We start from the raw sequence: 23,072 nt of genomic DNA on the forward strand, positions 1-23,072 counted from the left end.
TCGGTTATGAATCAAAAACTGAAACCAACACTGGGAACATTTCATTTGTGGGGAATCGCAGTCGGGTTGGTAATTTCCGGTGAATATTTCGGTTGGAGTTATGGGTGGGGAGTTGCTGGAACATTAGGATTCTTAGTCACTACCTTAATTATTGCGACAATGTACACTTGTTTTATCTTTAGCTTTACTGAGTTAACCACAGCTATTCCTCATGCAGGGGGACCTTTTGCATATAGCCGAAAAGCTTTTGGAGATACAGGTGGGTTTATTGCTGGAATTGCAACACTTATAGAATTTGTGTTTGCACCTCCTGCTATTGCGATGGCAATTGGTGCATATTTAAATGTACAGTATCCTGATTTAAATCCTAAATATGCGGCTGTAGCTGCGTACTTTATTTTCATGGGTTTAAATATTGTAGGTGTGCAGATTGCCGCAACATTTGAGCTAGTCGTAACAATTTTAGCAGTCATTGAATTGTTGGTTTTTGTTGGGGTTGTTCAACCGAGTTTTAGCTTTTCTAATTTCGTTTTAAATGGATGGGCAGGGCAAGCTCATTTTAGTTTAGACTCAGTATCTGGTATTTTTGCAGCAATTCCTTTTGCAATTTGGTTCTTTCTTGCCATAGAAGGTGCTGCAATGGCGGCAGAAGAAGCAAAAGATCCGAAAAAAACGATTCCAAGAGCATACATTAGCGGTATCTTTACCCTTGTCAGTCTTGCACTAATGGTTATGATTTTTGCAGGCGGTGTAGGCGATTGGAGTAAGTTATCTAATATTAATGATCCATTACCACAAGCAATGCGTGCTGTTGTTGGGCATAACTCTGCATGGATGCACATGCTAGTATGGATTGGATTATTTGGGTTGGTTGCAAGTTTTCATGGGATTATTTTAGGATATTCGCGTCAAATTTATGCACTTGGTAGGGCGGGATTTTTACCGCAAGGTTTAGCTAAATTATCCCGTTTTCATACTCCTTATCGTGCAATTATTGCAGGTGGTATTGTCGGTATTATTGCAATTTTTAGTGATAATATTATTCAAATTCAGGGCATGACACTAACAGCAGCCATTGTAACAATGGCTTGTTTCGGTGCATTATTAATGTACATTATGAGTATGCTGAGTTTATTTAAACTCCGTAAGAGTGCACCTGAACTAGAGCGCTCATTTTTAGCACCAGGCTATCCTATTATTCCAGCTATTGCCTTAGTCATTGCAACCATTTGCTTCTTATCTATGTTTTACTTTAACTTTACGATTGGAAAAATTTTCATTGGCTTTCTGGTTGTAAGCTATATTTATTTTTTAATGACGAAACGACAAAGAGCAATGAGTGAAGAGGCACAACTCACAGATAAAGGGATTGATATCGCATAGGTTTACCTATAAAAAAGGATGCTTAAGCATCCTTTTTTTATTAAATATTTTAGTACTTATAGTTAAGACCAAGCGAAAGTAAAGAGTCTCTACTGTTGCCAATATCTGCTTGAATATCTTTAATGTTATAACTTGCAGATGCTGCAAAGTGCTTTGTTAGATCAGTTGTAAGCGCCGTTCTTGAGCGGAATGTACGAGAATCTTGACCAAACTCATAGCCTAGATCTTGGTTGAAACGTACAGATGGCGTAATTTTATATTCGTAAAATGCTGCCAGTGTACCTACGAGTTCGTTTGTTGTATCTTGAGGTTCTACTTTCTCTTTACTAAAACGATAACCTGCACCAATTTCAGTAGAAAGAGATTGGCGGTCATCTTTTAGAATGTTAATTCCTAGACCACCTGTTGCACTAATTTGATAGTCAAAAGCACTGCTTAGATCTTTTTCAGCAGTTAATTTACCAAATTGATAGATTGTATCTGAACTGCTGTGAGAAAGTTTCCCAGCCAATAAATAGCGTTCGATATTGTTTGTTGCATTGTCGTCATGTGTACTTACTGCACTTGCAATAACTTCTTGACCCCAAATACCAGCTTGACGTTGAAATAATATACGCGCTGTTAAGTTTGTTTTATTGGTTGAACTACCATCTGTTGTTTTACTATTGTTGAAAAGGTATCCAATATCACCTTCTAAACGGAAAGGTTTGTCATTATCGACCTTAATTGTATTTGCCCCACCTGTACGCGTTGGTCCAAGATCAGCAGCGAAAAGTGATGAGCCTGCTAAAGTTGTTAAAATACCAATAATAATTCTCTTATGCATTTTAATCTCGTATTTTGATTTTGTTTGAGTAAAGATCATGAAATCTTTGAGTAATTGTGCTGTCATCTAAACCAATAAGCAAAAAAAATTACACAACTGATACATAGGTAGCTGAATTTTCTATTTATGAATAACTGAATAATAAATATACAATTATTGTGATCCAAGTTATACATATAAAAAAACGCTGTATGTCGTTAGAGACATACAGCATTTAATGATATTTGGGACAAACTAGCCGTTAACCATAATACCGCCATTAATATGCAGTGTTTGGCCAGTAACATAAGAGCCATCTTCACTTGCAAGGAAAACGAATCCTGGGCCAACTTCATGTGGTACGCCATAACGTTGCATAGAGGTGTCTTTACCCAAGTCATCTAACTTCGACTTATCTACATCGCTCCATGTACCTTGAATTGGTGTAAGGATCGGCCCCGGTGCAATTGCATTGACACGAATACCCTGATGTGCAACTTGGTTAGATAGTGCACGTGTAAAGCTGATCATTGCACCTTTAGTTGATGAATAGTCTACTAATTCTTTTAATCCGATATAAGCATTTACAGAAGCGACATTAATGATTGAGTCGCCATCTTTAAACTGTGGTAAGAAAATTTTACTTAGATAGAACATGGCATCTAAGTTAATATTAAACGTTTTTTTCCATTGTTCATCGGAAATATCTGCAAGATTGTTTTTCGGAAATTGTGCACCAGCGTTATTTACAAGTACGTCCACTTTTCCAAAATCACGTAATACATTGTTTGCAAATTCTTGAGTTTTTTCTTTGTCCCCAAGATCTACTTCATAGACGCGGCAAGTTCTTCCAAGTTTTTCAACCCAAGCTTTTAAAGAGGCAGCCTGTTCTTGCGAAGAAGTATAGCTCGTAATTGCAAGATCAGCCCCTTCAGTCGCTGCATGCATAGACATTGCACGACCAATACCTGTGCCCCCACCAGTAATTACAACTACTTTTCCTGCAAGCTTGCCTGTGCCTTTGTAGCTCTCACGAATAAAGTTTGTAACTTGTTCAACGCTTCTTAAATCAGGATTAGACATGAATGTCCTCCGTTATCATTTTCATTTAAAGTGTTATTTTGACTATAAAAATCTTTAAACCATTGAATGAGAAATAGTTTGAAGAATATTTATAAAATCGTTTTTTGCTATATAAACTCAAATATTAGTATAAAGGGTTCTCTAAAAAATTGGTGAGTTGTTAAAAAAACGAAACAATAGATTTATAGGTGGTTTATGATGGGGCATTCATATTTAAAATTTTAGGTGATGCTCAATGAAAATTGTTGCAGATGAGAACCTTGCTTTTGCATCATATTTTTTTTCAGATATTGCTGAAATTCAGTTACATGCAGGAAGGACATTACAAGCAGCCGATGTATTAGATAGCAATGCTTTGCTGGTGAGATCAGTCACCAACGTAAATAAAGTATTACTTGAGGGAAGTGATGTCAATTTTGTGGGAAGTGCAACGATTGGTACTGACCATTTAGATATTGATTATTTAAATGAAAAAAATATTCAGTGGGCAAATGCTGCGGGTTGTAATGCTCAAGCTGTTGCAGAATATGTAATTACAGCATTACTTCATTTAGATATAAAACGATTAGATGCAGAAGAAAATTTTACTTTAGGTATTGTCGGTTTGGGTAATGTAGGGCGTCGCTTATCTCATGTAGCTCAAAAGCTAGGTTGGAATGTGATTGCTTATGATCCTTTTGTACAATTGGAAACTGTTCAACAAGTATCATTTTCCGAGTTGGTACAAAACTCTAATGCCATTTCAATTCATGTACCTTTAACCAAAGTAGGTGAGTATCCAACCTATCATTTATTTAATAAAGACGTTTTTCGTCAGTTGCCCAAAGAAACGATTTTAATTAATAGTGCGCGTGGTTCTGTTATTTCTGAAGAAGCTTTGCTTGAAGATATAAAAAAGATAGGACGTTCGGTTGTACTCGATGTATTTGAATATGAGCCGAAGATTACGAAAGTGTTATTGGATCATGTTTCTTTAGTAACACCACATATTGCTGGTTATAGTCTGGAAGGTAAGGCACGTGGAACACAAATGGTATATGACGCATTTTGTAACCACTATCAAATGACACCAAATAAAGACTTTAGAACACAACTTCCTAAGTGTGAACAATATTTTAAACAGTCAGATGATTTAAAAGATGTCTTAAGAGCACATATATTTAAAATATATCCAATTTTAGAAGATGATCGTAGACTGCGTACTTGTTTAAAAGACGGTTTAATTGATCAACAAAGTTTTGATGAATTACGTAAAAATTATCCTCTACGCCGTGAATGGTCATCACATGGAGCACAAATATAATGACATTACATTATGCACCTACATGTGATCTTCAAGCATTAAGAGTACGCGCGAAAATGTATAACCAAATTCGTCAATTTTTTAATGAAAGAGATGTACTTGAGGTTGAAACTCCTGTGCTTTCTTCAGCAGGCGTAACGGATGTTCATTTGGCATCGATTTGTGCGCATAGAAATTTAGGCGGAAAACTGAATCACCATTATTTACAAACCTCTCCTGAGTTTGCCATGAAGCGTCTATTGGCCAGTGGTAGTGGGGCAATTTACCAAATTTGTAAAGTTTTTAGGGACGATGAACATGGCAAAAAACACAATAGTGAATTTACCATGTTAGAGTGGTATCGGCCTCATTTTTCGCTGAAAGATTTAATGCATGAGACTGCCGATTTACTACAAGTTTGTTTGTCTGACAAGTTTACAGAAATTAGACCAATTGTTTTAAGTTATAAACATGCTTTTCAGGATCGTTTAGACTTAAACCCTTTAAAAGCAACATTGCAAGAGTTAAGGGAAACAACGAAAAGAGTAGGTATTCATATTGATTTAGGGGACGACCGCCTAGCATACATAGATTTATTATTTTCCCATATTGTAGAGCCAAGTTTAGGTTTTGATACCCCTATTTTTTTAACAGATTTTCCACCAGAAATGGCCTCTTTGGCTAAGACGCGTATAGATGAAGATGGTGAAGAAGTTGCTGCTAGATTTGAGGTTTATATAGAAGGCTTAGAGTTGGCAAATGCATATGATGAATTAGTGGATGCAGAAGTATTACGTCGTCGTTTTGCAGAAGACAATAATGCACGTGAGAAAGAAGGACTAGTACGAATGCCCATCGATGAATACTTACTGGCAGCTTTACCTAATATGCCACCATGTGCAGGAATAGCGCTTGGTATCGACCGTCTATTAATGGTTGCACAAAGTAAGTTTAAAATTTCAGATGTCATCACATTTCCTGCGGAAATTGCTTAAGCTCCTCAAATATTCAATAAAACAGATCTAATTTGAAATGATTAGATCTGTTTTTTCAGCAATACACCAATTTATGGCTGAGCTTGTTTTGCAAGGAATGATGCTTTTAAGGTCTCTAATGCTTCAATACGGTAAGTAATTAGCATTTCACCAATGTCAGGGCCTTTAATATCTTTAGGGAGGTCACTGGCTTTGATTTGACGTACGCACTGAATTGCTTTGCGCATATATTCTGCTTGAGGGTAAGGTCTATTTTCTAAACCAAGTCGCCCACGTGCATCGCATTCGCATGCTTGAATAAACTCTTCTACTTTTTCAGGACGTCTTAAAACATCTAAACGTTGTAATAAGCGCCAGAGTGTACCTGGCTTGAGCGTTAGCGCCTGATGGCACATTAAATGTTCTTTACATACTGAAATTGCTAATTTTTTTGTATTGGTTGGAACTTTTAAGCGTTCACAAAGTTCAGTCACGGGTTTTACACCACGTGCCTCGTGCATAATATGTCGAGGTAGAACATCTTTGGGTGTGAGTGCTTTACCTAGGTCATGTACCAGTACAGCAAATCGTACATCTAAGCTATATTCATTTTTACAAGCTTGTTGTAAAGACATCAGTGTATGAATACCACAGTCAATCTCTGGGTGATATTCAGGGCGCTGTGGGATACCAAATAATGCATCTATTTCTGGGAAAAGCACGTTGAGTGCATCACATTCACGTAAAATTTCAAAATAAACATCTGCATTTTTTTCCAATAGCGCTCGGGATGTTTCTTTCCATACACGCTCAGGCGTGAGACTTTCTAGCTCTCCAGAGTGTGCTAATTGGCGCATAAGAGCAAGTGTTTCTGGCGCAATGGTAAAGCCATAGCTTGAATAACGTGCAGCAAAGCGGGCAATTCTTAATACACGTAAAGGGTCTTCTACGAATGCATCTGAAACATGACGAAGAATTTTATGCTCAATATCATATTGACCACGGTAAGGATCGTAGATTTGACCTGTGGCCTCGTCTTGAGCAATTGCATTAATGGTCAGATCACGCCGTAGTAAATCTTGTTCTAATGTAATATTTGAGTCGGTAATGAACTCAAACCCATGATAACCACGACCTTGCTTTCTTTCAGTTCGTGCCAGCGCATACTCTTCTTTGGTTTGAGGATGTAGAAAAACAGGGAAGTCTTTCCCTACGGGCTGATATCCTTGTTCAATCAACTGTTCAGGAGTTGCACCAACAACGACATAATCTTTTTCTTGATATGGGTGGCCAAGAAGCTGATCTCTGACAGCGCCACCAACTAAATAAACACGCATGAAAAAACCTCTATTCTTAGCATCATCATGCATCAGAATAGAGGTTTGTACAAGTCTGAAATTCAAACCTTTTTAGGTGAAATGTATTATTCGCCTTGTTGCTGTTGAATTTCTGTCACTGTTACTGCTGTCATATTTACTAAACGACGTGTTGTTGCTGTTGGTGTTAAAATATGAACAGGTTTTGCAGCACCTAAAAGAATAGGGCCTACAGTCACATTGTTACCTGCAGTTGACTTTAATAAATTAAAGGCAATATTTGCCGCATCTAAGTTTGGCATAATAAGTAGGTTTGCTGAACCTTTATAGCGTGAATTTGGGAATGCAAAATGACGAATATTTTCATCTAATGCAGCATCCCCATGCATTTCACCTTCTACAATCAGTTCAGGCGCACGCTCAGAAAGTAGTGCATAAACTTTACGCATTTTTTGTGCACTTTCGTCAGTCTGATTGCTACCAAAACTAGAGTGTGATAAAAGTGCAATACGTGGTTCTATACCAAAACGACGAACTTCTTCTGCAGCCATGATCGTCATTTCTGTCAATTGTTCTGCATTTGGATTGGTATTTACATAAGTATCTGCGATAAACAAATTACGATCGCCAAGCATGAGTGCATTGAGTGTAAAGAAGTTATTCATGCCTTCTTTTAGTCCAATGATATTGCTAACAAACTCTAAATGACGCTCGTAACTGCTATATGTACCGCAAAGCATACCGTCGGCTTTACCTGTTTTTACAAGCATAGAAGCAATAATGGTTGAACGACGGCGAGCTTCACGTTGTGCATACTCGACAGTAACACCCTTACGCTTCATTACATCGTGATAGTCTTTCCAGAACTCTTCATACTGCGGGTTGTTTTCTTGATCTACGATTTCAATGTTAATGCCATTGTGTAAACGTAAGCCAAGTTTTTGAATGTTCGCTTCAATGACTGCAGTACGACCTACTAAAATTGGACGTGCAATCCCTTCGTCAACAACGACTTGAGCAGCACGAAGAATACGTACGTCTTCACCTTCTGCATATGCAATACGTTTAGGTGCTTTCTTAGCCTGTGCAAAAATAGGCTTCATAATGAAAGCTGTATTGTATACAAACTCAGAAAGTTTTTGATGATATGTGTTCATATCTTCGATCGGGCGAGTTGCTACGCCTGAGTCCATCGCTGCTTGTGCAACAGCAGGCGCGATTTCTAGAATAAGACGTTGATCTAAAGGTCCCGGAATGAGATAGTCACGACCAAAAGCAGTTGGTTTTTCACCATAAGTGGTTGTGTCTGCTTCTACATGTGCCATACGTGCAATCGCATGTACGCATGCAACCTTCATTTCTTCATTGATTGTGGTTGCACCTACATCCAATGCACCACGGAAAATGTAAGGGAAACAAAGCGCGTTATTCACTTGGTTTGGATAGTCAGAGCGTCCTGTTGCCATAATGACATCTGAACGAACTTCGTGTGCATGTTCTGGTAAAATTTCAGGATCTGGATTGGCTAAAGCGAAGATAATTGGATCTTCAGCCATTTTCTTCACCATGTCTTGCGTTAAGATACCTGCTGCTGAAAGTCCTAAGAACATATCTGCATTTTCGATGACTTCATGCAATTTTGTTTCAGGAATATCTTGCATATAGCGCTGTTTAGAGGCATCTAAGTTTTCTCTAGACGTAGTGATCAGACCACGCGAGTCAGCAACAATAATATTTTCTTTTTTTGCACCTAATGCGCAAAGTAAGTCGAGGCAAGATAACGCTGCTGCGCCAGCACCTGATGCAATAATCTTTAAAGATTCAATTTTTTTGCCGTTCAGCTCTAATGCATTGAGTAATGCTGCACCAACAATAATACTTGTGCCATGTTGATCGTCATGGAACACAGGGATTTTCATACGTTCGCGTAGTTTTTTCTCAATATAGAAGCACTCTGGTGCCTTAATATCTTCTAAGTTAATCCCACCAAAAGTCGGCTCTAATGCTGCAACAATATCTACAATTTTATCAGGATCATTTTCATCAATTTCGATATCGAAAACATCGACACCTGCAAATTTTTTAAATAAAACCCCTTTACCTTCCATGACAGGTTTAGAAGCCAGTGGGCCAATATTACCAAGTCCTAGTACAGCCGTACCGTTACTGATAACGGCAACTAGATTACCACGTGCCGTGTATTTTGCAGCTGTAGATGGATCACGTGCGATTTCTAAGCAAGGTTCCGCAACACCTGGAGAGTAAGCAAGGGCTAAATCACGTTGGTTGCTGAGCTGTTTGCTTGGCGTAACGCTGATTTTTCCCGGTGTTGGAAATTCGTGATAATTTAAAGCTTGCTGTTTAAGTGTTTGATCGTCCATTTGAATCTCTTTAGTACAGTTTAATCCAGTGATCTAAGCCGCGCTGGAATATATACGATTTGAATATAGCATTAGTTAAAGCTTTAGCACAGCGATAAAGATACTAAAACTTGAAGTATAAATGACGATAAATAGACTTGCCTATGGCAAATTAAGTTACTGTTCTGACAAAAAGTGTTTTAAATAGTCGCTCGCATTGTTAGGTGATAAAGGCTTGGAGTAGATATAACCTTGTACAATATCGCATTCTTTTTGTCTAAAAAATTCGAGTTGCTCTTTTGTTTCTACGCCTTCAGCTACAATTTTCAGATCCATTGCTTTACCCATAGCAATAATCGCATTTAGAATTGCTTTCTGCGAAATTTGATCCATATTTTGTATAAATTGGCGATCTATTTTAATAATATCGAATGGAAATTCGGTTAAGTAAGCCAGTGAAGAGTAACCTGTTCCAAAATCATCTAAAGAGAGTGCAATATGCCTTTGCTTGAGTTGTTGAAGTAATGACTGAACATACAGTGTTTTTTCAATAAGTGATGATTCTGTAATTTCCAATTCAAGATATTTGCCATCTACCTGATATTTTTCAAGGAAAGTATCAATAATGTGTAAAAGTTGGCCTCTATAAAGTTGTTGCGGGTCTACATTAATAGAAATAGTAACAGGTGGAAGTCCTTCGAGTTCCCATGCTTTAAGTTGTTTTATAGACGCTTCAATAACATATCTACCAATATCTGAAATAAGGCTGGTCTGCTTGGCAAATGGTAAAAAATATGCAGGCGAAAGGAGCCCTTGTCTTGGATGGTTCCAACGAATAAGTGCTTCAAATCCAGAAATAATATGCTCTTTTAAATGAATTTTAGGTTGATAATAAACTTCTAACTCACCATTTTTAATAGCTTGTCTGAGTTCATTTTCTAAATTAAGATCTTGAATGTATGAACCATTTTTCTCTTGTGCGTAATACTGGACAGTATTGCCACCTAAATGTTGAGCTTGTCTAAGTGCATGGCTTGCATGATGGTTTAATTGATCAAAATCTAACGCATGCTCTGGATAAAGCGTAACACCAAGCGATACAGTTAAAATAAGTTCTTGCTCTTCAAAGGAGAATGGCTGTGCAAATCCAGCAATAATATCTCCACACAGTTGCTGAATACTTGGTCTTAAATGATTTAACTCATAGACAATTGCAAATTCTTCACGGTTTAGGTAAGCAATCATGAAAGCATGAGGATTAAGTGTCTTCAGCCTTTTTGCAACATGACGTAATAGCATTCCTGTTATTTTATTACCTAAGAACTCTTCGAGTGCATGAAATCTATCTATCGATAAATAAATAATCGCAACTTTCTTAATATTTTCACGGTGTGTTATTAGAAACTGATACAGCTTATAGTTGTAATAAAAGCGGTTAGGGAGCTGTGTAGTAACGTCATAGTTTTCAAGATAGTCTAGACGCTGTTCTTGCTGTTTATAATCTGTAAGATCTGAAATGATACCAATGTATTGAATAATATGTTCATCACGATCTTTAATCGCATGAATGTGGCATCGAATGCTAATTCTTTTACCAGACATAAATGTTTCTTCAAACTCTCCTTTGAACTGAGAATTTTTGAGTAATTCATCGGTAATGGAGTAATGAAGGCTACGTTGCTGTGTGTGATAATCATCTGTAATATCGAAAAGACCTCGACCAATAATTTGGTTCTTACTTAACCCTGTTATAGTACAAAAAAATGGATTGGCATCTGTATAATTTAAATTGGCATCCAATGTGATAATTCCAACATCAATATGCTGTGTAATCTGCACAGATTGCTCAATACGGTCTTGGTTGCGTTTTTCTTTTTCGATATTCTTGAAGATACCGAGCATTGTAATCGGTTCTTGAGTTTTCGTATGCGTACGAGTAACTTGTCCAACCAATGCGCCCCAAACCCATTGATTCTTATATTTAATGCGACATCGGCATTCAAAAAAATTCCTTTGCTTTGTAAAGTGTTTAGTAAGTTGGCTCACAAGGTTTTTTAAATCATTGACATGCACGATTTCAGATAATTGCATGGAAATAGTTGCATCATTTTGTAACTTGGAGAAAAACTGATTATTCACCTCTAGTGTGCTTTCTAAAATATTCCATTCCCATGTGTGTATAGCAGAAGTTCGATGGGTCAACTCCATGATAAAGCACTGTTTTTCAAAAAGTTGGTTGTAGTCATAAACATGCTGTTTCATGCCATGAATATATTGATTGATCAGATTTTCATTTTTTTGAGAAAGCTCTTTTTCTAAAGAATAGCTGGTATTGAGTTGTAAAGATAACTTCTGATTTATGCTTTGTAGTTTCTTTAATTTATTGTTGTGATACGTGGTTAAATTTTTTTGCTCAAGCATTCTCTTTGTGTGTTTTTTATGACCACGATTTACGCTAATTGCACATAAACAGACCATCATAAAAATGAAGTTGAGAGATACTGGAATAAAGGAATTACTAGGAGCTTCTTGTGTCGGTTGTATGAGTAGGATTGGAAAACACGTTGGCAAGACGACAAGAAAAAAATAAACCAACCGCTGTGTTAAATAGCTTAAAGATGATAGCAACACTGCTACGAGCAAAATAAGTACAATATAAAATATATCATGTACTTGAAGGTATTGGTGATGTAAGGGGATATAAATATATAATGTATATATAAGTAACCCTAAGCAGATACCAATACTTAGGCATATTATTTTATGAATAAAATAAAGATTTTGTGTATCAAACTGTTTTTTTAAACTAATTCTTATTCCAAGTAAACTTAAAAGTAATATAAAAAAATTAATTGAAATAGAGAAATTAATACAGTTGATATAATCTGGAAATCTAAAATTAAAATTAACCGCAATAAATATATTTACAATTAAAATGCTGTAAATAAAAGAAATAATAAGACGTGAAGAGTATTCAACTTGGTATGCTATTATTTCTTTTTGCTGTATATCATTTTGTCTAAATGACATTGCATATCCATAAGTAATAAGAGTATTAGTATTTATATTCTTCAATCGCGTATTATATTATTACCGAGCTTGAGAATATTTTTTTCTAATATCTACCTTATTATATTTCACCTTTAAAAGTAAAGTTTAAAATTGACAATGCGACAACAGGTGCGGTTTCTGTGCGCAAAACACGCTCTCCAATACACCAATTTTGAAAACCGTAAGTATTGGCTTGTAGAATTTCTGATTCAGAAAGCCCACCTTCTGGACCAATCAATAATGCAATCTGAGGCTTTTCTTGATCAAGTACTTGTTTTTGTTCTTTATTCGGCGCCAATACAAGACGGGTCGGTGGCAGTGGTTGTTCAAACCAATCATTTAAAGAGATAGGCGATAATACTTGTGGTACTTTGTTAAGCCCACATTGTTCGCATGCTGCAATTGCTACAGCTTGCCAATGGTCTATTTTCTTCTGATCTCTATCGTATTTCAAACGCATTTCACAGCGTTCACTTGTGAGAAGCTGAATAGTATGCACGCCTAACTCTACAGCTTTTTGAATAGCATAGTCCATTCGATCTCCCTTAGACATTACCTGTCCTAGAAGCGCCTGAAAGTTTGGCGTACGGTCATCTGCTAAATAAGTTTGAATCTGAACAAAAGCGTTCTTCTTATTTATTTCTACGAGCTCAACTGTATATTCTCCACCTTGACCATTGAAAAATATGGCTTGTTCCCCAACTTTTGCACGTAAAACACGTACCCAATGATGAAAAACCGTTTCTGTAAGTTCAATACGCTCACCTAAGTTTAATGTTGTATCGATATAAAAACGGTTACTCATAAGCTTTGAAACTCTGAAATATTAAGAAATATAGATAAAGATAATTCAAATAGTCAGCATACTGAATATTTGGTGTTTATAGTATAAAAATGTATGTGAGCTACGCTACCTCTAAAGGAGCGTTCGCACAACTTTAGTACAACCTTATATTTAGATAGAGTACTATAAATAAACATTTAGAGTGAAATGTATGAATCGCTTTAAAGAGTGCCACAAGAACACTCTTTAAAGACGGGTTTAAAAGTATTTTAAAAATGTAATGTGTTTATTTTGGTGTTTAAAGTGCGAAAAGGCCTTTACAGCAGGATAAAGCGCAATCGAAAGTAAAATACTGGTGATCCAAACCGAGCTGATATGACTGAAACCAAAGTATTTTTCATGATTTAAACCAAAGATACTTACGCAAATAAGATAAAGTAGTTTAAGTACAAATAAATGTAAAATATAGAAAAACATAGGTACAGAACCAAAAGTAATTAAGGGTTTTAGCCAGTTTTTATGTTCAAATTTTTCTAAAAATAGCAGGATAAGCAGTCCTATACCACCATTCCATAGAATAAAAAATAATGAAGGTGGATATTTCGTTAAGTTGAAAAAACTCATAAAAGTTTCTAAGGCTGTTGGCATATATTGCCATGAGTGATCACCATAAATGTTGATAAGCCTAAGAACAATAAATAGAAGAATACTAACAATAGCAGTGGTAAGAATATTTTTTCTGCGGTGCACTTGAGTAATATGCTTTTGGAACCATGTTCGTCCGAAGCAATATCCTATCAATATAAGTCCAATCCATGGTAATACAGGATAGGTTGTACGAATACGTAATCCATTTTCAAAGTTAATCCATCCTCGTTGGTGAAGAATATTCCAAAATGATTGTAGAATTTGGTTTTGAAATGTTACTGGATCAAGAAGATTATGCCCAAAAATAATAATTAATGCGATGAACCATTGCCATAGACGAGGTAAAGCAATAAGCCCTGCAAGACAGACCATACTAATTCCTATAGCCCAAATAACTTGTAAATAAATAGTTTGAGGGGGGAACTGTCCAGTCCATGCAAAATTAACTAATGTGAGCTCTAAAGCGATAAGAAATATTCCACGTTTTAATAAAAAAGATTGTGTCATCTTTAGGTTATTATTTTTTTGTTGGTATAAATATGCTGAAAGCCCAGTAAGTAATACAAAAACAGGTGCACATATATGAGCCAAAGTTCGACTCAAAAAGAGCATGGGCTCTGTTTCACTAATGACCATTGGATCGGGTACTTGATGATGTAAAAAAAAAGTTTCTCTTACGTGGTCGAGCATCATAATGAGAATGACAAAACCGCGAAGTGCATCTATAGCATATAGACGCTGTGAAAGTTGTTTGACTGACATGAGAAAAGTATAAATATACAAATAATATGTTATAAGATAACATAACACTATCTCTAATCCTATTTTATTTTTATATTCTAAATATTAAGCTATTGAAAATAATATATATTTAATCTACTGTAAGGAATTAACGAAAAATATAAATGAGACCAATACACCAATGCATACATTTGAAATAGAGAGCGAAAAAGATATTCATGATTTAGCTGAGTTATTTAATGCATATAGAGTGTTTTATAAGCAAGAAGACAATTTAGAAATTGCAAAAGCGTTTATAAAAGCACGATTAAAAAATAATGATTCAAAGTTTATTATTTATAAAAATGAGCAGGGTAAAGTAGTTGGTTTTATTCAGTTATATCCTATATTTTCTTCTGTTTCGATGAAAAAAGCATGGATTTTAAACGATTTATATGTAGATAGCTTATTTCGTAGACAAGGAATTGCTGAGTATTTAATGACACAAGCGATTCAATTGGCTAATACAACTGATGCAAAATTTCTAATGTTAGAAACGTGTGTCAGTAATACATCAGCACAGCGTCTTTATAAGAAGATGGGTTTTGCTGAGGATAAAGAAACATTATTTATGACATACAACTGTCAATAAAAGACAAAAGAAGTGCTATCTGCTTTTGTCTTTTATATTCTAAAACTGATTAGATTAAGCGATAGTACTTGTACGTTGCATTGCCACTATATACAGCATAACTATTTTGTCTAAAGTCAGAAACCCAATCTGAACCTGTATAGCCTGCAATATGACCGTATTCGTGAGATCGAGTACGACCAATAATATAGATATCACCTTTGCGTGGACTATCAAATGCCGGTGAAATTTGTCTATAGCCAATTTTTTCTAAGGTATGCCCCCAATCCGCAGCTGCAACAGGATGGTTTGTAACATTTGCTCCTGCAGATTCTAGCGCTAGTCGAACATGTCTAGCACATTTTTCTGTACTTTTACGACGTGCATTCACAGCCAATGTATGAGTAAACTTATTTACATTAATATGGTTATGACTGGCTTTGTTAGGTTGAACTTTTGCATTAAAGGTATGTTGATGCGCTCTCTTTTTCGCAGATTTTACGGTGTGTTTAGCAACAACCGTTTTTTTTGCTTTAGAGTGCGTAGAAGTGTGTTGCTTTTGCTTATGTTTACCACTGTTCTTACTTTTAGTGGCAGACGCGTGAGTATGGGCAACAATATGTGTAGGAGCACTATGATGAACGTGATCTTGGTGATGCGTATGGTGAATCATTGCAAAAACATTCCCGGTAACACATGGTACGGAGCAGAGGATTTCGTACCCAGCTAAGTTAAGGTTTATGGAATACTATAACATTGCTCAGAGACAAGCCATCTTAAATTGACCAAAAGAGAAAAAATGACGTTACAAAATGTTAAGGGTTTTATAATATAAAAAAAATATATATTAATTATTCAAATAATCTTTTAAAAAACAAAGTCTAATGCAATCTTACAGACTGTTATGTCTATTATATATAACTAAATTATATAAGAAAAAAAATGAGAGTAATATCTGGCATTTATATTGCATCGTATTTATTTAGAGAATATCACTATGTGTTGTAAAAATTAAATAGATAAAAAGAGGTGTGTAATGAAAGGAGATACAAAGTATCGTTACTCAATATTTATGCTTTTATTCACACTTATTCTAATTAACTATATTGATCGTGGTGCATTGCCATTCGCAATTAATGATATCGCCGTAGAATATGCTTTATCTAAAGTACAGATTGGTGCGGTACTCGGATATTTTGGATTTGGTTACCTAATTGGTGCACTTATAGGTGGTGGTCTTGCAGATCGCTTTGGAACTAAAAGAGTGTGGTTGTTTTTTGGTTTAGCATGGTCTGTTATTGAAATATTAACTGCATGGGCGGGAAATATCGGTACATTCTTCTTTGGTTCTGCACTAATGGGATTTGCTATGTTCAGGGTTTTATTTGGTATAGCAGAAGGGCCAGCATATCCATTATTAAATAAATCCATTTCCAATTGGTCTCCTAAAAGTGAACGCAGTTTTTCTTTGAGTTTGGGATTACTCAGTACACAGGTAGCTGGGTTGTTGACCGCACCAATTGCAGTTTTTCTTTTAATGTCAACACACAGCTGGCGAACAATGTTTATTGTTCTTGGTATTATTTCATTTGTATTTATGATTATTTTTTATTTTGTATTCCAAGATTTACCTGAAAATCATAAGAAAGTCACTGCAAATGAGTTAGCAGAAATTCAAAAAGATCGAGTAGATCATGCTGAAAAATTACCATGGTGGGCATTCTTTCAAAATCGTACATTAATATTAAATGCTTTTGGCTATTTTGCATTTTTGTATGTCACTTTCACAATTATGTCTTGGGGGCCTAAGTATCTACAAGATACCTTTCATTATAATCTGAACGCACTGTGGTATATGGCAATGATCCCATGGGTTGGATCAACAGTTACTGTTGTGCTTGGTGGATATGTGAGTGATTATTTATATCAAAAATACAGTTTAAAGATTGCTCGTAATACTTTTGCTGCTGTCATGCTGGCTTTAACGGCGATTTGCTTTGCAGTGGTGCCTTTAATGCATACAGCAACTACAATTATTATTTTTATCGCATTAGGTAATGCATGTAATGCCATGATTAATAATATCTATTATTCAGTAATTATGGATGTTTCTCCTTATCAAAATATTGGGGTTTTCTCAGGCGTTACACTTGCGATTGGAAATATCTCAGCTATTGTCTCACCCTTACTTTCTGGTTGGCTTGCACAATACTATTCATATCATGCTATTTTTTATGCAACGGCTTGTGTTGCTGGCTTGAGTGTATGTTGTATGGCAATGCTACAGCCTCATAAAAAAATTCAAGTGGATCTACCACAGAAACAAACTATTCCTGCCACTCATTGAAAGGTAAGGAAACCTATTCATTTTCTACTTTGGAGTAAATCGTGAAGGACTTACAAGATGCAATTTCAATCGCAATACAGTTTCAAAAAAGAACGCTTAATCCTGTTCAAGCTTTAGAAAATGCATTTGAAAAAATTCAGCATACAGAAAGTGTATATATAGAATGCTGTGAAAAACGTGCTTATCGTGAGGCGAAGGCTGCCAAAGAAAGATGGGATGCAGGACAACCACTCTCAATTTTCGATGGTATTCCAATATCATGGAAAGATTTATTTAATATTCAAGGGTATAAAACAACTGCAGGTTCGCCAGTTTTAAATGAAAGTGAAATAAAAACTTCAGATGCGAGTATGGTGGCGACATTAACACAACAAGGGATGGTAAATGTTGGTAAAACAAACTTATCAGAGTTTGCTTATTCTGGTTTAGGTTTAAATCCATATTTTGGTCATCCTAAAAATATATATGACCAAACATGTGTTTCGGGTGGATCATCTTCAGGTGCTGCAATTTCGGTAGGTGTTGGTACCGTACCGATTGCGATGGGCTCAGATACAGCAGGTTCTATTCGCATACCGGCTGCGTTCAATGGTCTGGTTGGATATAGAAGTAGTTATACGCGTTATGCAAAAGATGGCGTATTTGAGCTTGCCAAAACTTTAGATACTTTAGGGCCTTTGGCATTAACCGTACGTGATTGTAAAGCATTAGATAATTTGCTGCTTGGAAAGAAAAGTTTTGATATACCTCAGGTGCAGGTTAAGCCACAGCAGTTAAGTTTTGTTGTCGATGAGCGTGTATTTTCTCATCCTCAAACGTGTGAAGATGTAAAAAATAATTTTGCTCAAAGTGTAGAGAAACTTAAAGAGCAAGGTTGCTTAGTAGAATATCGTCCAATTGATGCTTTTCAACAAAGTTTAGATTTGGTTGATGATGGATTATGGTTGGGTGCTGCTGAAGCATTCACTTTACATGAAAAATTACTTGATTCATCTGATGCCGAAAAAATGGATCAGTACATTCGTGCTAGATTAGAAACAGCACGCCATTTTCCTGCTTCTAAGCAAATTAAATTGTATTTCTTAAAGCAACAACTACAGCAAAAAATTCGTGCTGAACTTGATGGTTCTTTATTGTTAACGCCAACCGTAATGCATACTGCACCTAGGCTTGCACCTTTATTAGACAGTGAAGAAACATTTTTTAGCTGGAATAAGCGTAGTTTGCGTTTAACTATGCCCGGAAGTTTTTTAGATACGCCTGCAATTACAGTGCCCAATGGCTTTTGTAAACAGGGATTACCGACGGGATTACTTATTTCCTCATATTCTGGAGATGATGAAGCGGTATTTCGCGCAGCACATTTTTTTGAAGGGTTATAAGTTTGTTCAAAGGTGACTAAATACGGGATTTAGTCACCTTTTAAAATTAAGCTTCGATCGCTTGTACAGCAATTTTTTTCGCAGGATCCACTTTTCTGCGAACTTGTGGTACAGGCTCGCCGTAGTATTGACGATCTGCAAAGTAACTTGACCGTACCATAGGTGCAGACCAAATGTTTCTAAATCCAAGTTTGCGACCATGCTCTGCATAGCGCTCAAACTCTTCTGGAGTTACGAAACGTTCAAGTGCAGCATGTTCCTTAGATGGTTGTAAGTACTGACCAATTGTTACGTAGTCGACACCATGCGCATGTAAATCATCTAGTAAAGAAATGACCTCTTCTTCAGTTTCTCCAATACCTACCATTAATCCGCATTTCGTTGGAATATCTGGACGCATTTCTTTAAAGCGTTGCAGTAATGTTAAAGAGTGTTGGTAGTCAGAGCCAGGACGCATGGCTTTATACAGGCGAGGTACGGTTTCAATATTATGGTTAAACACATCAGGTGGGCATGCTGCCATAATATCGAGTGCAACATCCATACGACCTCTGAAATCGGGAACTAAAATTTCTAACAGCGTATTTGGACTGAGGGCACGTGCTTCTTTAATACAATCTACAAAATGCTGTGCACCACCATCAAGTAGATCGTCTCGATCGACAGAGGTAATTACCGCATATTTGAGGTGCAGGTTTGCAATTGTTTCTGCCATATGGCGTGGTTCATCTGCATCTAAGGCATTTGGTCGACCATGTGCAACATCACAAAATGGGCAGCGACGAGTACAAATATCGCCCATAATCATAAAGGTTGCTGTACCACCACCAAAACATTCAGGTAGGTTGGGACATGCTGCCTCTTCACAAACGGTATGCAGTTTTTGTGCGCGTAAAGTCGTTTTTATACGCTGAACTTCTTCAGGTGCTGTCATTTTTACCCGAATCCAGTCAGGCTTACGTGGCACTTCAACCGTAGGAATCACTTTTACAGGAATTCTAGCGACTTTATCAGCGCCGCGAAGTTTTACCCCCTGTTCTGGCTTACGGTTTTTCGTCATTTTCAACATTTCCACTGTTTGACAATTTTTAAATGGCTCTTTGCTATACAGTAGCATTATAACGAAAAATGTGCCATTGCGTAGAGTAATAGAGATTTGTTAAAGAAATGAAAAATAACGGTGTATAACTTGGTGAAAATAACGCAAAGTAGCATCTCAAAGAACCTGAATTACGCTAAAATAATCCAAAACAATGGAAGGAGAGGTATATGTCACGTAAGAAAGAAGTGATTAGAGGGAATTTTAGTCAATACGATGCCATTGTCTTAGGTTCAGGTCCTGCAGGTGAAGGTGCAGCAATGAAATTGACCAAATCTGGCAAGCGCGTTGCGATTGTGGATATGCGTGGTCAATTGGGAGGAAATTGTACGCATGTAGGCACAATTCCAAGTAAAGCTTTACGTCAGACCGTTTCAAGCATTATGCGTTATCAGCGCGATCCGATGTTTCAAAAAGTAGGTGAATGGAAAAATTTCACCATGAAACAGGTTTTAAGCCATGCACATCGAGTTATTCAAAAGCAAGTAGCGACACATAGTCGTTTTTATGATCGCAACAATATTGATGTATTTTATGGTCGTGCTTATATTCAAGATAAAAATACGGTCGTTGTATTTACACCAGATGGTGTGAAAGAGACCATTTTATTTACGGAGCTTGTGATTGCGACAGGAAGTCGTCCATATCATCCACAAGGTTTAGATTTTAATCATCCTCGTGTATTTGATTCAGATAAAATTTTAGACTTAGATTATACCATCAAGAAAATTATTATTTATGGTGCAGGCGTGATTGGTTGTGAGTATGCCTCTATTTTTATCGGTTTGAATCATAAAGTCGATTTAATTAATACCCAGCCAAAGCTACTGAGTTATTTAGATGCAGAAATTTCAGATGCCTTGTCTTATCATCTTCGTGAACAAGGCGTGCTTATTCGACATAATGAGCAAATTGACCACTTAGAAACAGCTGATGATTATGTCATTTTATATTTACAAAGCGGTAAAAAAATTAAGGCTGACGCAATTTTGTGGTGTAATGGCCGTTCAGGAAATACGGATGGTTTAGGGCTTGAAAATGTTGGCTTAACGCCAAATAGTCGAGGTCAGCTTTCAGTGAACGATCAATATCAGACCTCAGTTGAACATATTTATGCTGCGGGTGATGTTGTGGGATGGCCATCACTTGCATCTGCTGCATATGACCAAGGGCGTTGCGCTGGCTCCAATATGAGCGGTGAAGAAAATGTAAAACCTGTAACGGATATTCCAACGGGTATTTATACAATTCCTGAAATTTCATGTTTTGGAAAAAGTGAACAAGAATTGACAGAAGAAAAAGTGCCTTATGAAGTTGGGCAATCATCATTTCGTCATTTGGCGCGTGCACAAATTACAGGTGATACAGTGGGCGAGCTTAAAATACTTTTCCACCGTGACAGTTTAGAAATTCTAGGAATACATTGTTTTGGTAATAATGCAGCTGAGATTATTCATATTGGTCAAGCCATTATGCAAAGTCAAAATAACTCACTTAAATATTTTGTGGAAACTACATTTAACTATCCAACAATGGCAGAGGCATATCGAGTTGCAGCCTTAAATGGATTGAATCGTCTTTTTTAAATTATTTGAATTGAATATAGAGGATTTTCTAAAATCCTCTATATTCATTGTTAAATAGAATGTTTAACTCTTAAATTGCTTATCATTTAGTATAAAAATAAACAAATAAATCACACAAAATTTCAAATATTTTTTATAAGCTATATTTCATATATAAACGCCCCAGTTTATTCATTATAAGAATAGAAAAATTTTAAGCTATAGGTATTAGTGGTGATCTGCACTAATGATGTCTTACCTTCAGGTCGTTATGGAAGATAAAATAAAGTCAAAACTATTAATTTTTAAGACTTTATGAGTATGAATAATTAAATAATAGAGGATAAAAATGAATCAGAAAACAGCATATACTGATCAATTTAATCAGTTAAAAGATAAGTCTTACGAATCTGCTGATGAGTTAATCGCATTTTTTGATACCTTGCCTGAAATATCGATAGAGAATATTTATGGTAAATGGAAATCAGAGTTGCTAAATGGTCCATGGGATGTTGATTTCCCAATAAAAATCAAGTCTTTTGGTAAGTGGTTTAGAAGTAAATTCGATATCGATCCAGTTATTTGCTACAACGAGCATGGGGAATTATTTTCCAATAAGAAGGTAATGCATGGAAGTGCAAGTTTATGGAATATAGATTTTAGGGGTAAAACATCGGCTACACTTGTTTATGATCACGTGCCACTATTTGGACATTTTCGTCAAGTAGATGAAAATATAGTAATGGGCGTAATGAGTGGTAAACCTTTTGAGGGTTCGCCTGAACATCTTCACAAAGATGGCAATTGCGTTTTCTATTTAGAAAGAATTCAGGAATTTCCTGCAAAGTTTGTAGAATCATAATTTAAATAGATATAGTTAGGGTCACTCAAAATTTGAAACTCTAACTATAATTTTTTAATACAATATTTTGCTAACGATTGTTACTGCTTTGTTTTAATATGAAACATAAGCTCGATACAGCGTAAAAGTTGAGCTATTTTATAACCATAACGATTTTAAATTCCATTGTTCTATACAAGAGGATACTATGACAACAAAGACGAAAACATTAGGTCGCGTTTACACACGTAATAACCTTGACGAAAAAATTAAAGAATCTACATTAAAAATTTTGAATCAAATTCTATCGAATCTGATTGATTTATCTTTAATTACAAAACAAGCCCACTGGAATATGCGTGGTAGCAACTTTATTGCTGTGCATGAAATGTTAGATACATTTAGAACATCTATTATTGCACACCTAGACAATGTTGCTGAACGTGCGGTGCAAATTGGCGGTACTGCACTAGGCACGACCCAAGTTGTAGGTAAAGACTCTCAGCTCAAAGCATATCCGACTGATGTGTATGATGTGCAGGATCACCTTGTACAGCTTGCAGACCGTTATGCTGTTGTGGCTAACCACCTTCGCGCTACAACCGAGGAAATTGAAGACCCAATTTCTGAAGATATTATTCATGCTGCACTTGAAGACTTAGATCAGTATCTTTGGTTTATTGAAGCGAATATTGAAAAAAATTAAGATCTACCTAAATAAAAAACCAGCTTAATTGCTGGTTTTTTTTATCTGTGTCTATTTAAAAAACAACTATAAATGATTACGGATTATTCACAATC

General features: G+C 36.1%; 18 protein-coding genes. 9 read left to right on the forward strand and 9 right to left on the reverse strand.

What is annotated here, in order from left to right; translation table 11 throughout:
• Nucleotides 1–6 precede the first annotated feature (6 nt).
• Nucleotides 7–1,383, forward strand: coding sequence for an ethanolamine permease (gene eat / locus OZX61_RS03360; RefSeq protein WP_277095310.1), 1,377 nt, complete (start codon nt 7–9; stop codon nt 1,381–1,383).
• A gap of 49 nt (nt 1,384–1,432) precedes the next feature.
• Here eat and OZX61_RS03365 read toward each other — a convergent pair whose 3' ends face one another.
• Entirely contained in the window at nt 1,433–2,209 is a 777-nt protein-coding gene (locus tag OZX61_RS03365; protein WP_195770595.1) for a DUF481 domain-containing protein, read from the reverse strand.
• A 234-nt stretch (nt 2,210–2,443) separates the two neighbouring features.
• Nucleotides 2,444–3,271 carry an SDR family oxidoreductase gene (locus tag OZX61_RS03370; protein WP_195770594.1) on the reverse strand — a complete coding sequence of 276 codons (828 nt, stop codon included), beginning with the start codon at nt 3,269–3,271 and terminating at the stop codon, nt 2,444–2,446.
• 235 nt (nt 3,272–3,506) lie between these two features.
• Between OZX61_RS03370 and OZX61_RS03375 the strand changes: the two genes are divergently transcribed.
• Nucleotides 3,507–4,574, forward strand: coding sequence for a 4-phosphoerythronate dehydrogenase (locus OZX61_RS03375; RefSeq protein ID WP_277095311.1), 1,068 nt, complete (start codon nt 3,507–3,509; stop codon nt 4,572–4,574).
• Entirely contained in the window at nt 4,574–5,548 is a 975-nt protein-coding gene (gene epmA / locus OZX61_RS03380; RefSeq protein ID WP_277095312.1) for an EF-P lysine aminoacylase EpmA, read from the forward strand. The genes OZX61_RS03375 and epmA overlap by 1 nt, the downstream gene beginning before the upstream one ends.
• Before the next feature lie 71 nt (nt 5,549–5,619).
• On the opposite strand, the gene OZX61_RS03385 is transcribed toward epmA, so the two are convergent.
• The 5 genes from OZX61_RS03385 to OZX61_RS03405 form a co-directional block, all read right to left on the reverse strand.
• Nucleotides 5,620–6,864, reverse strand: a complete 1,245-nt coding sequence (locus OZX61_RS03385) for a multifunctional CCA addition/repair protein (RefSeq protein ID WP_277095313.1) — start codon at nt 6,862–6,864, stop codon at nt 5,620–5,622.
• Nucleotides 6,865–6,950: 86 nt separating this feature from the next.
• Entirely contained in the window at nt 6,951–9,224 is a 2,274-nt protein-coding gene (locus OZX61_RS03390) for an NADP-dependent malic enzyme (RefSeq protein ID WP_277095314.1), read from the reverse strand.
• Nucleotides 9,225–9,380: 156 nt separating this feature from the next.
• Nucleotides 9,381–12,233 (reverse strand): GGDEF domain-containing phosphodiesterase, encoded by a 2,853-nt coding sequence (locus OZX61_RS03395; RefSeq protein ID WP_277095315.1) that lies wholly within the window; start codon nt 12,231–12,233, stop codon nt 9,381–9,383.
• 100 nt (nt 12,234–12,333) lie between these two features.
• Nucleotides 12,334–13,059, reverse strand: a complete 726-nt coding sequence (locus tag OZX61_RS03400; RefSeq protein ID WP_277095316.1) for a 16S rRNA (uracil(1498)-N(3))-methyltransferase — start codon at nt 13,057–13,059, stop codon at nt 12,334–12,336.
• Between the two features lie 237 nt (nt 13,060–13,296).
• Nucleotides 13,297–14,448, reverse strand: coding sequence for a heparan-alpha-glucosaminide N-acetyltransferase domain-containing protein (locus tag OZX61_RS03405; protein ID WP_277095317.1), 1,152 nt, complete (start codon nt 14,446–14,448; stop codon nt 13,297–13,299).
• A gap of 160 nt (nt 14,449–14,608) precedes the next feature.
• Between OZX61_RS03405 and OZX61_RS03410 the strand changes: the two genes are divergently transcribed.
• A complete protein-coding gene (locus tag OZX61_RS03410; protein WP_277095318.1) occupies nt 14,609–15,058 on the forward strand; it encodes a GNAT family N-acetyltransferase in 450 nt (149 codons plus the stop codon).
• Nucleotides 15,059–15,107: 49 nt separating this feature from the next.
• Here the strand turns inward: OZX61_RS03410 and OZX61_RS03415 are convergent, their stop codons facing one another.
• Nucleotides 15,108–15,710 (reverse strand): peptidoglycan amidohydrolase family protein, encoded by a 603-nt coding sequence (locus OZX61_RS03415; protein WP_277095319.1) that lies wholly within the window; start codon nt 15,708–15,710, stop codon nt 15,108–15,110.
• 363 nt (nt 15,711–16,073) lie between these two features.
• On the opposite strand from OZX61_RS03415, the gene OZX61_RS03420 reads away from it, so the two are divergent.
• Both OZX61_RS03420 and OZX61_RS03425 read left to right on the forward strand, forming a co-directional pair.
• Nucleotides 16,074–17,384 carry an MFS transporter gene (locus OZX61_RS03420; protein WP_277095320.1) on the forward strand — a complete coding sequence of 437 codons (1,311 nt, stop codon included), beginning with the start codon at nt 16,074–16,076 and terminating at the stop codon, nt 17,382–17,384.
• A gap of 41 nt (nt 17,385–17,425) precedes the next feature.
• The gene (locus tag OZX61_RS03425; protein WP_277095321.1) at nt 17,426–18,766 is read left to right on the forward strand and encodes an amidase family protein; all 1,341 of its coding nucleotides are present in this window, start codon (nt 17,426–17,428) and stop codon (nt 18,764–18,766) included.
• A 46-nt stretch (nt 18,767–18,812) separates the two neighbouring features.
• Here the strand turns inward: OZX61_RS03425 and lipA are convergent, their stop codons facing one another.
• Nucleotides 18,813–19,826, reverse strand: a complete 1,014-nt coding sequence (gene lipA / locus OZX61_RS03430; RefSeq protein WP_195770583.1) for a lipoyl synthase — start codon at nt 19,824–19,826, stop codon at nt 18,813–18,815.
• 209 nt (nt 19,827–20,035) lie between these two features.
• On the opposite strand from lipA, the gene sthA reads away from it, so the two are divergent.
• The 3 genes from sthA (at nt 20,036) to dps (ending at nt 22,977) form a co-directional block, all read left to right on the forward strand.
• Entirely contained in the window at nt 20,036–21,451 is a 1,416-nt protein-coding gene (gene sthA / locus OZX61_RS03435; RefSeq protein WP_277095322.1) for a Si-specific NAD(P)(+) transhydrogenase, read from the forward strand.
• Between the two features lie 328 nt (nt 21,452–21,779).
• Nucleotides 21,780–22,292 (forward strand): DUF4334 domain-containing protein, encoded by a 513-nt coding sequence (locus OZX61_RS03440; protein WP_277095323.1) that lies wholly within the window; start codon nt 21,780–21,782, stop codon nt 22,290–22,292.
• A 187-nt stretch (nt 22,293–22,479) separates the two neighbouring features.
• Entirely contained in the window at nt 22,480–22,977 is a 498-nt protein-coding gene (dps, locus tag OZX61_RS03445; protein ID WP_195770580.1) for a DNA starvation/stationary phase protection protein Dps, read from the forward strand.
• Nucleotides 22,978–23,072 lie beyond the last annotated feature (95 nt).

This window comes from Acinetobacter sp. ESL0695, from assembly GCF_029392135.1.
Classification (GTDB): Bacteria; Pseudomonadota; Gammaproteobacteria; order Pseudomonadales; family Moraxellaceae; genus Acinetobacter; species Acinetobacter pollinis.

What these genes read in the sequence shown, in the direction of transcription:
- eat (WP_277095310.1), top strand. Translation starts at nt 7, where the DNA reads ATGAATCAAAAACTGAAACCAACACTGGGAACATTTCATTTGTGGGGA.
- OZX61_RS03365 (WP_195770595.1), bottom strand. Translation starts at nt 2,209, where the DNA reads ATGCATAAGAGAATTATTATTGGTATTTTAACAACTTTAGCAGGCTCA.
- OZX61_RS03370 (WP_195770594.1), bottom strand. Translation starts at nt 3,271, where the DNA reads ATGTCTAATCCTGATTTAAGAAGCGTTGAACAAGTTACAAACTTTATT.
- OZX61_RS03375 (WP_277095311.1), top strand. Translation starts at nt 3,507, where the DNA reads ATGAAAATTGTTGCAGATGAGAACCTTGCTTTTGCATCATATTTTTTT.
- epmA (WP_277095312.1), top strand. Translation starts at nt 4,574, where the DNA reads ATGACATTACATTATGCACCTACATGTGATCTTCAAGCATTAAGAGTA.
- OZX61_RS03385 (WP_277095313.1), bottom strand. Translation starts at nt 6,864, where the DNA reads ATGCGTGTTTATTTAGTTGGTGGCGCTGTCAGAGATCAGCTTCTTGGC.
- OZX61_RS03390 (WP_277095314.1), bottom strand. Translation starts at nt 9,224, where the DNA reads ATGGACGATCAAACACTTAAACAGCAAGCTTTAAATTATCACGAATTT.
- OZX61_RS03395 (WP_277095315.1), bottom strand. Translation starts at nt 12,233, where the DNA reads ATGTCATTTAGACAAAATGATATACAGCAAAAAGAAATAATAGCATAC.
- OZX61_RS03400 (WP_277095316.1), bottom strand. Translation starts at nt 13,059, where the DNA reads ATGAGTAACCGTTTTTATATCGATACAACATTAAACTTAGGTGAGCGT.
- OZX61_RS03405 (WP_277095317.1), bottom strand. Translation starts at nt 14,448, where the DNA reads ATGTCAGTCAAACAACTTTCACAGCGTCTATATGCTATAGATGCACTT.
- OZX61_RS03410 (WP_277095318.1), top strand. Translation starts at nt 14,609, where the DNA reads ATGCATACATTTGAAATAGAGAGCGAAAAAGATATTCATGATTTAGCT.
- OZX61_RS03415 (WP_277095319.1), bottom strand. Translation starts at nt 15,710, where the DNA reads ATGATTCACCATACGCATCACCAAGATCACGTTCATCATAGTGCTCCT.
- OZX61_RS03420 (WP_277095320.1), top strand. Translation starts at nt 16,074, where the DNA reads ATGAAAGGAGATACAAAGTATCGTTACTCAATATTTATGCTTTTATTC.
- lipA (WP_195770583.1), bottom strand. Translation starts at nt 19,826, where the DNA reads ATGACGAAAAACCGTAAGCCAGAACAGGGGGTAAAACTTCGCGGCGCT.
- sthA (WP_277095322.1), top strand. Translation starts at nt 20,036, where the DNA reads ATGTCACGTAAGAAAGAAGTGATTAGAGGGAATTTTAGTCAATACGAT.
- OZX61_RS03440 (WP_277095323.1), top strand. Translation starts at nt 21,780, where the DNA reads ATGAATCAGAAAACAGCATATACTGATCAATTTAATCAGTTAAAAGAT.
- dps (WP_195770580.1), top strand. Translation starts at nt 22,480, where the DNA reads ATGACAACAAAGACGAAAACATTAGGTCGCGTTTACACACGTAATAAC.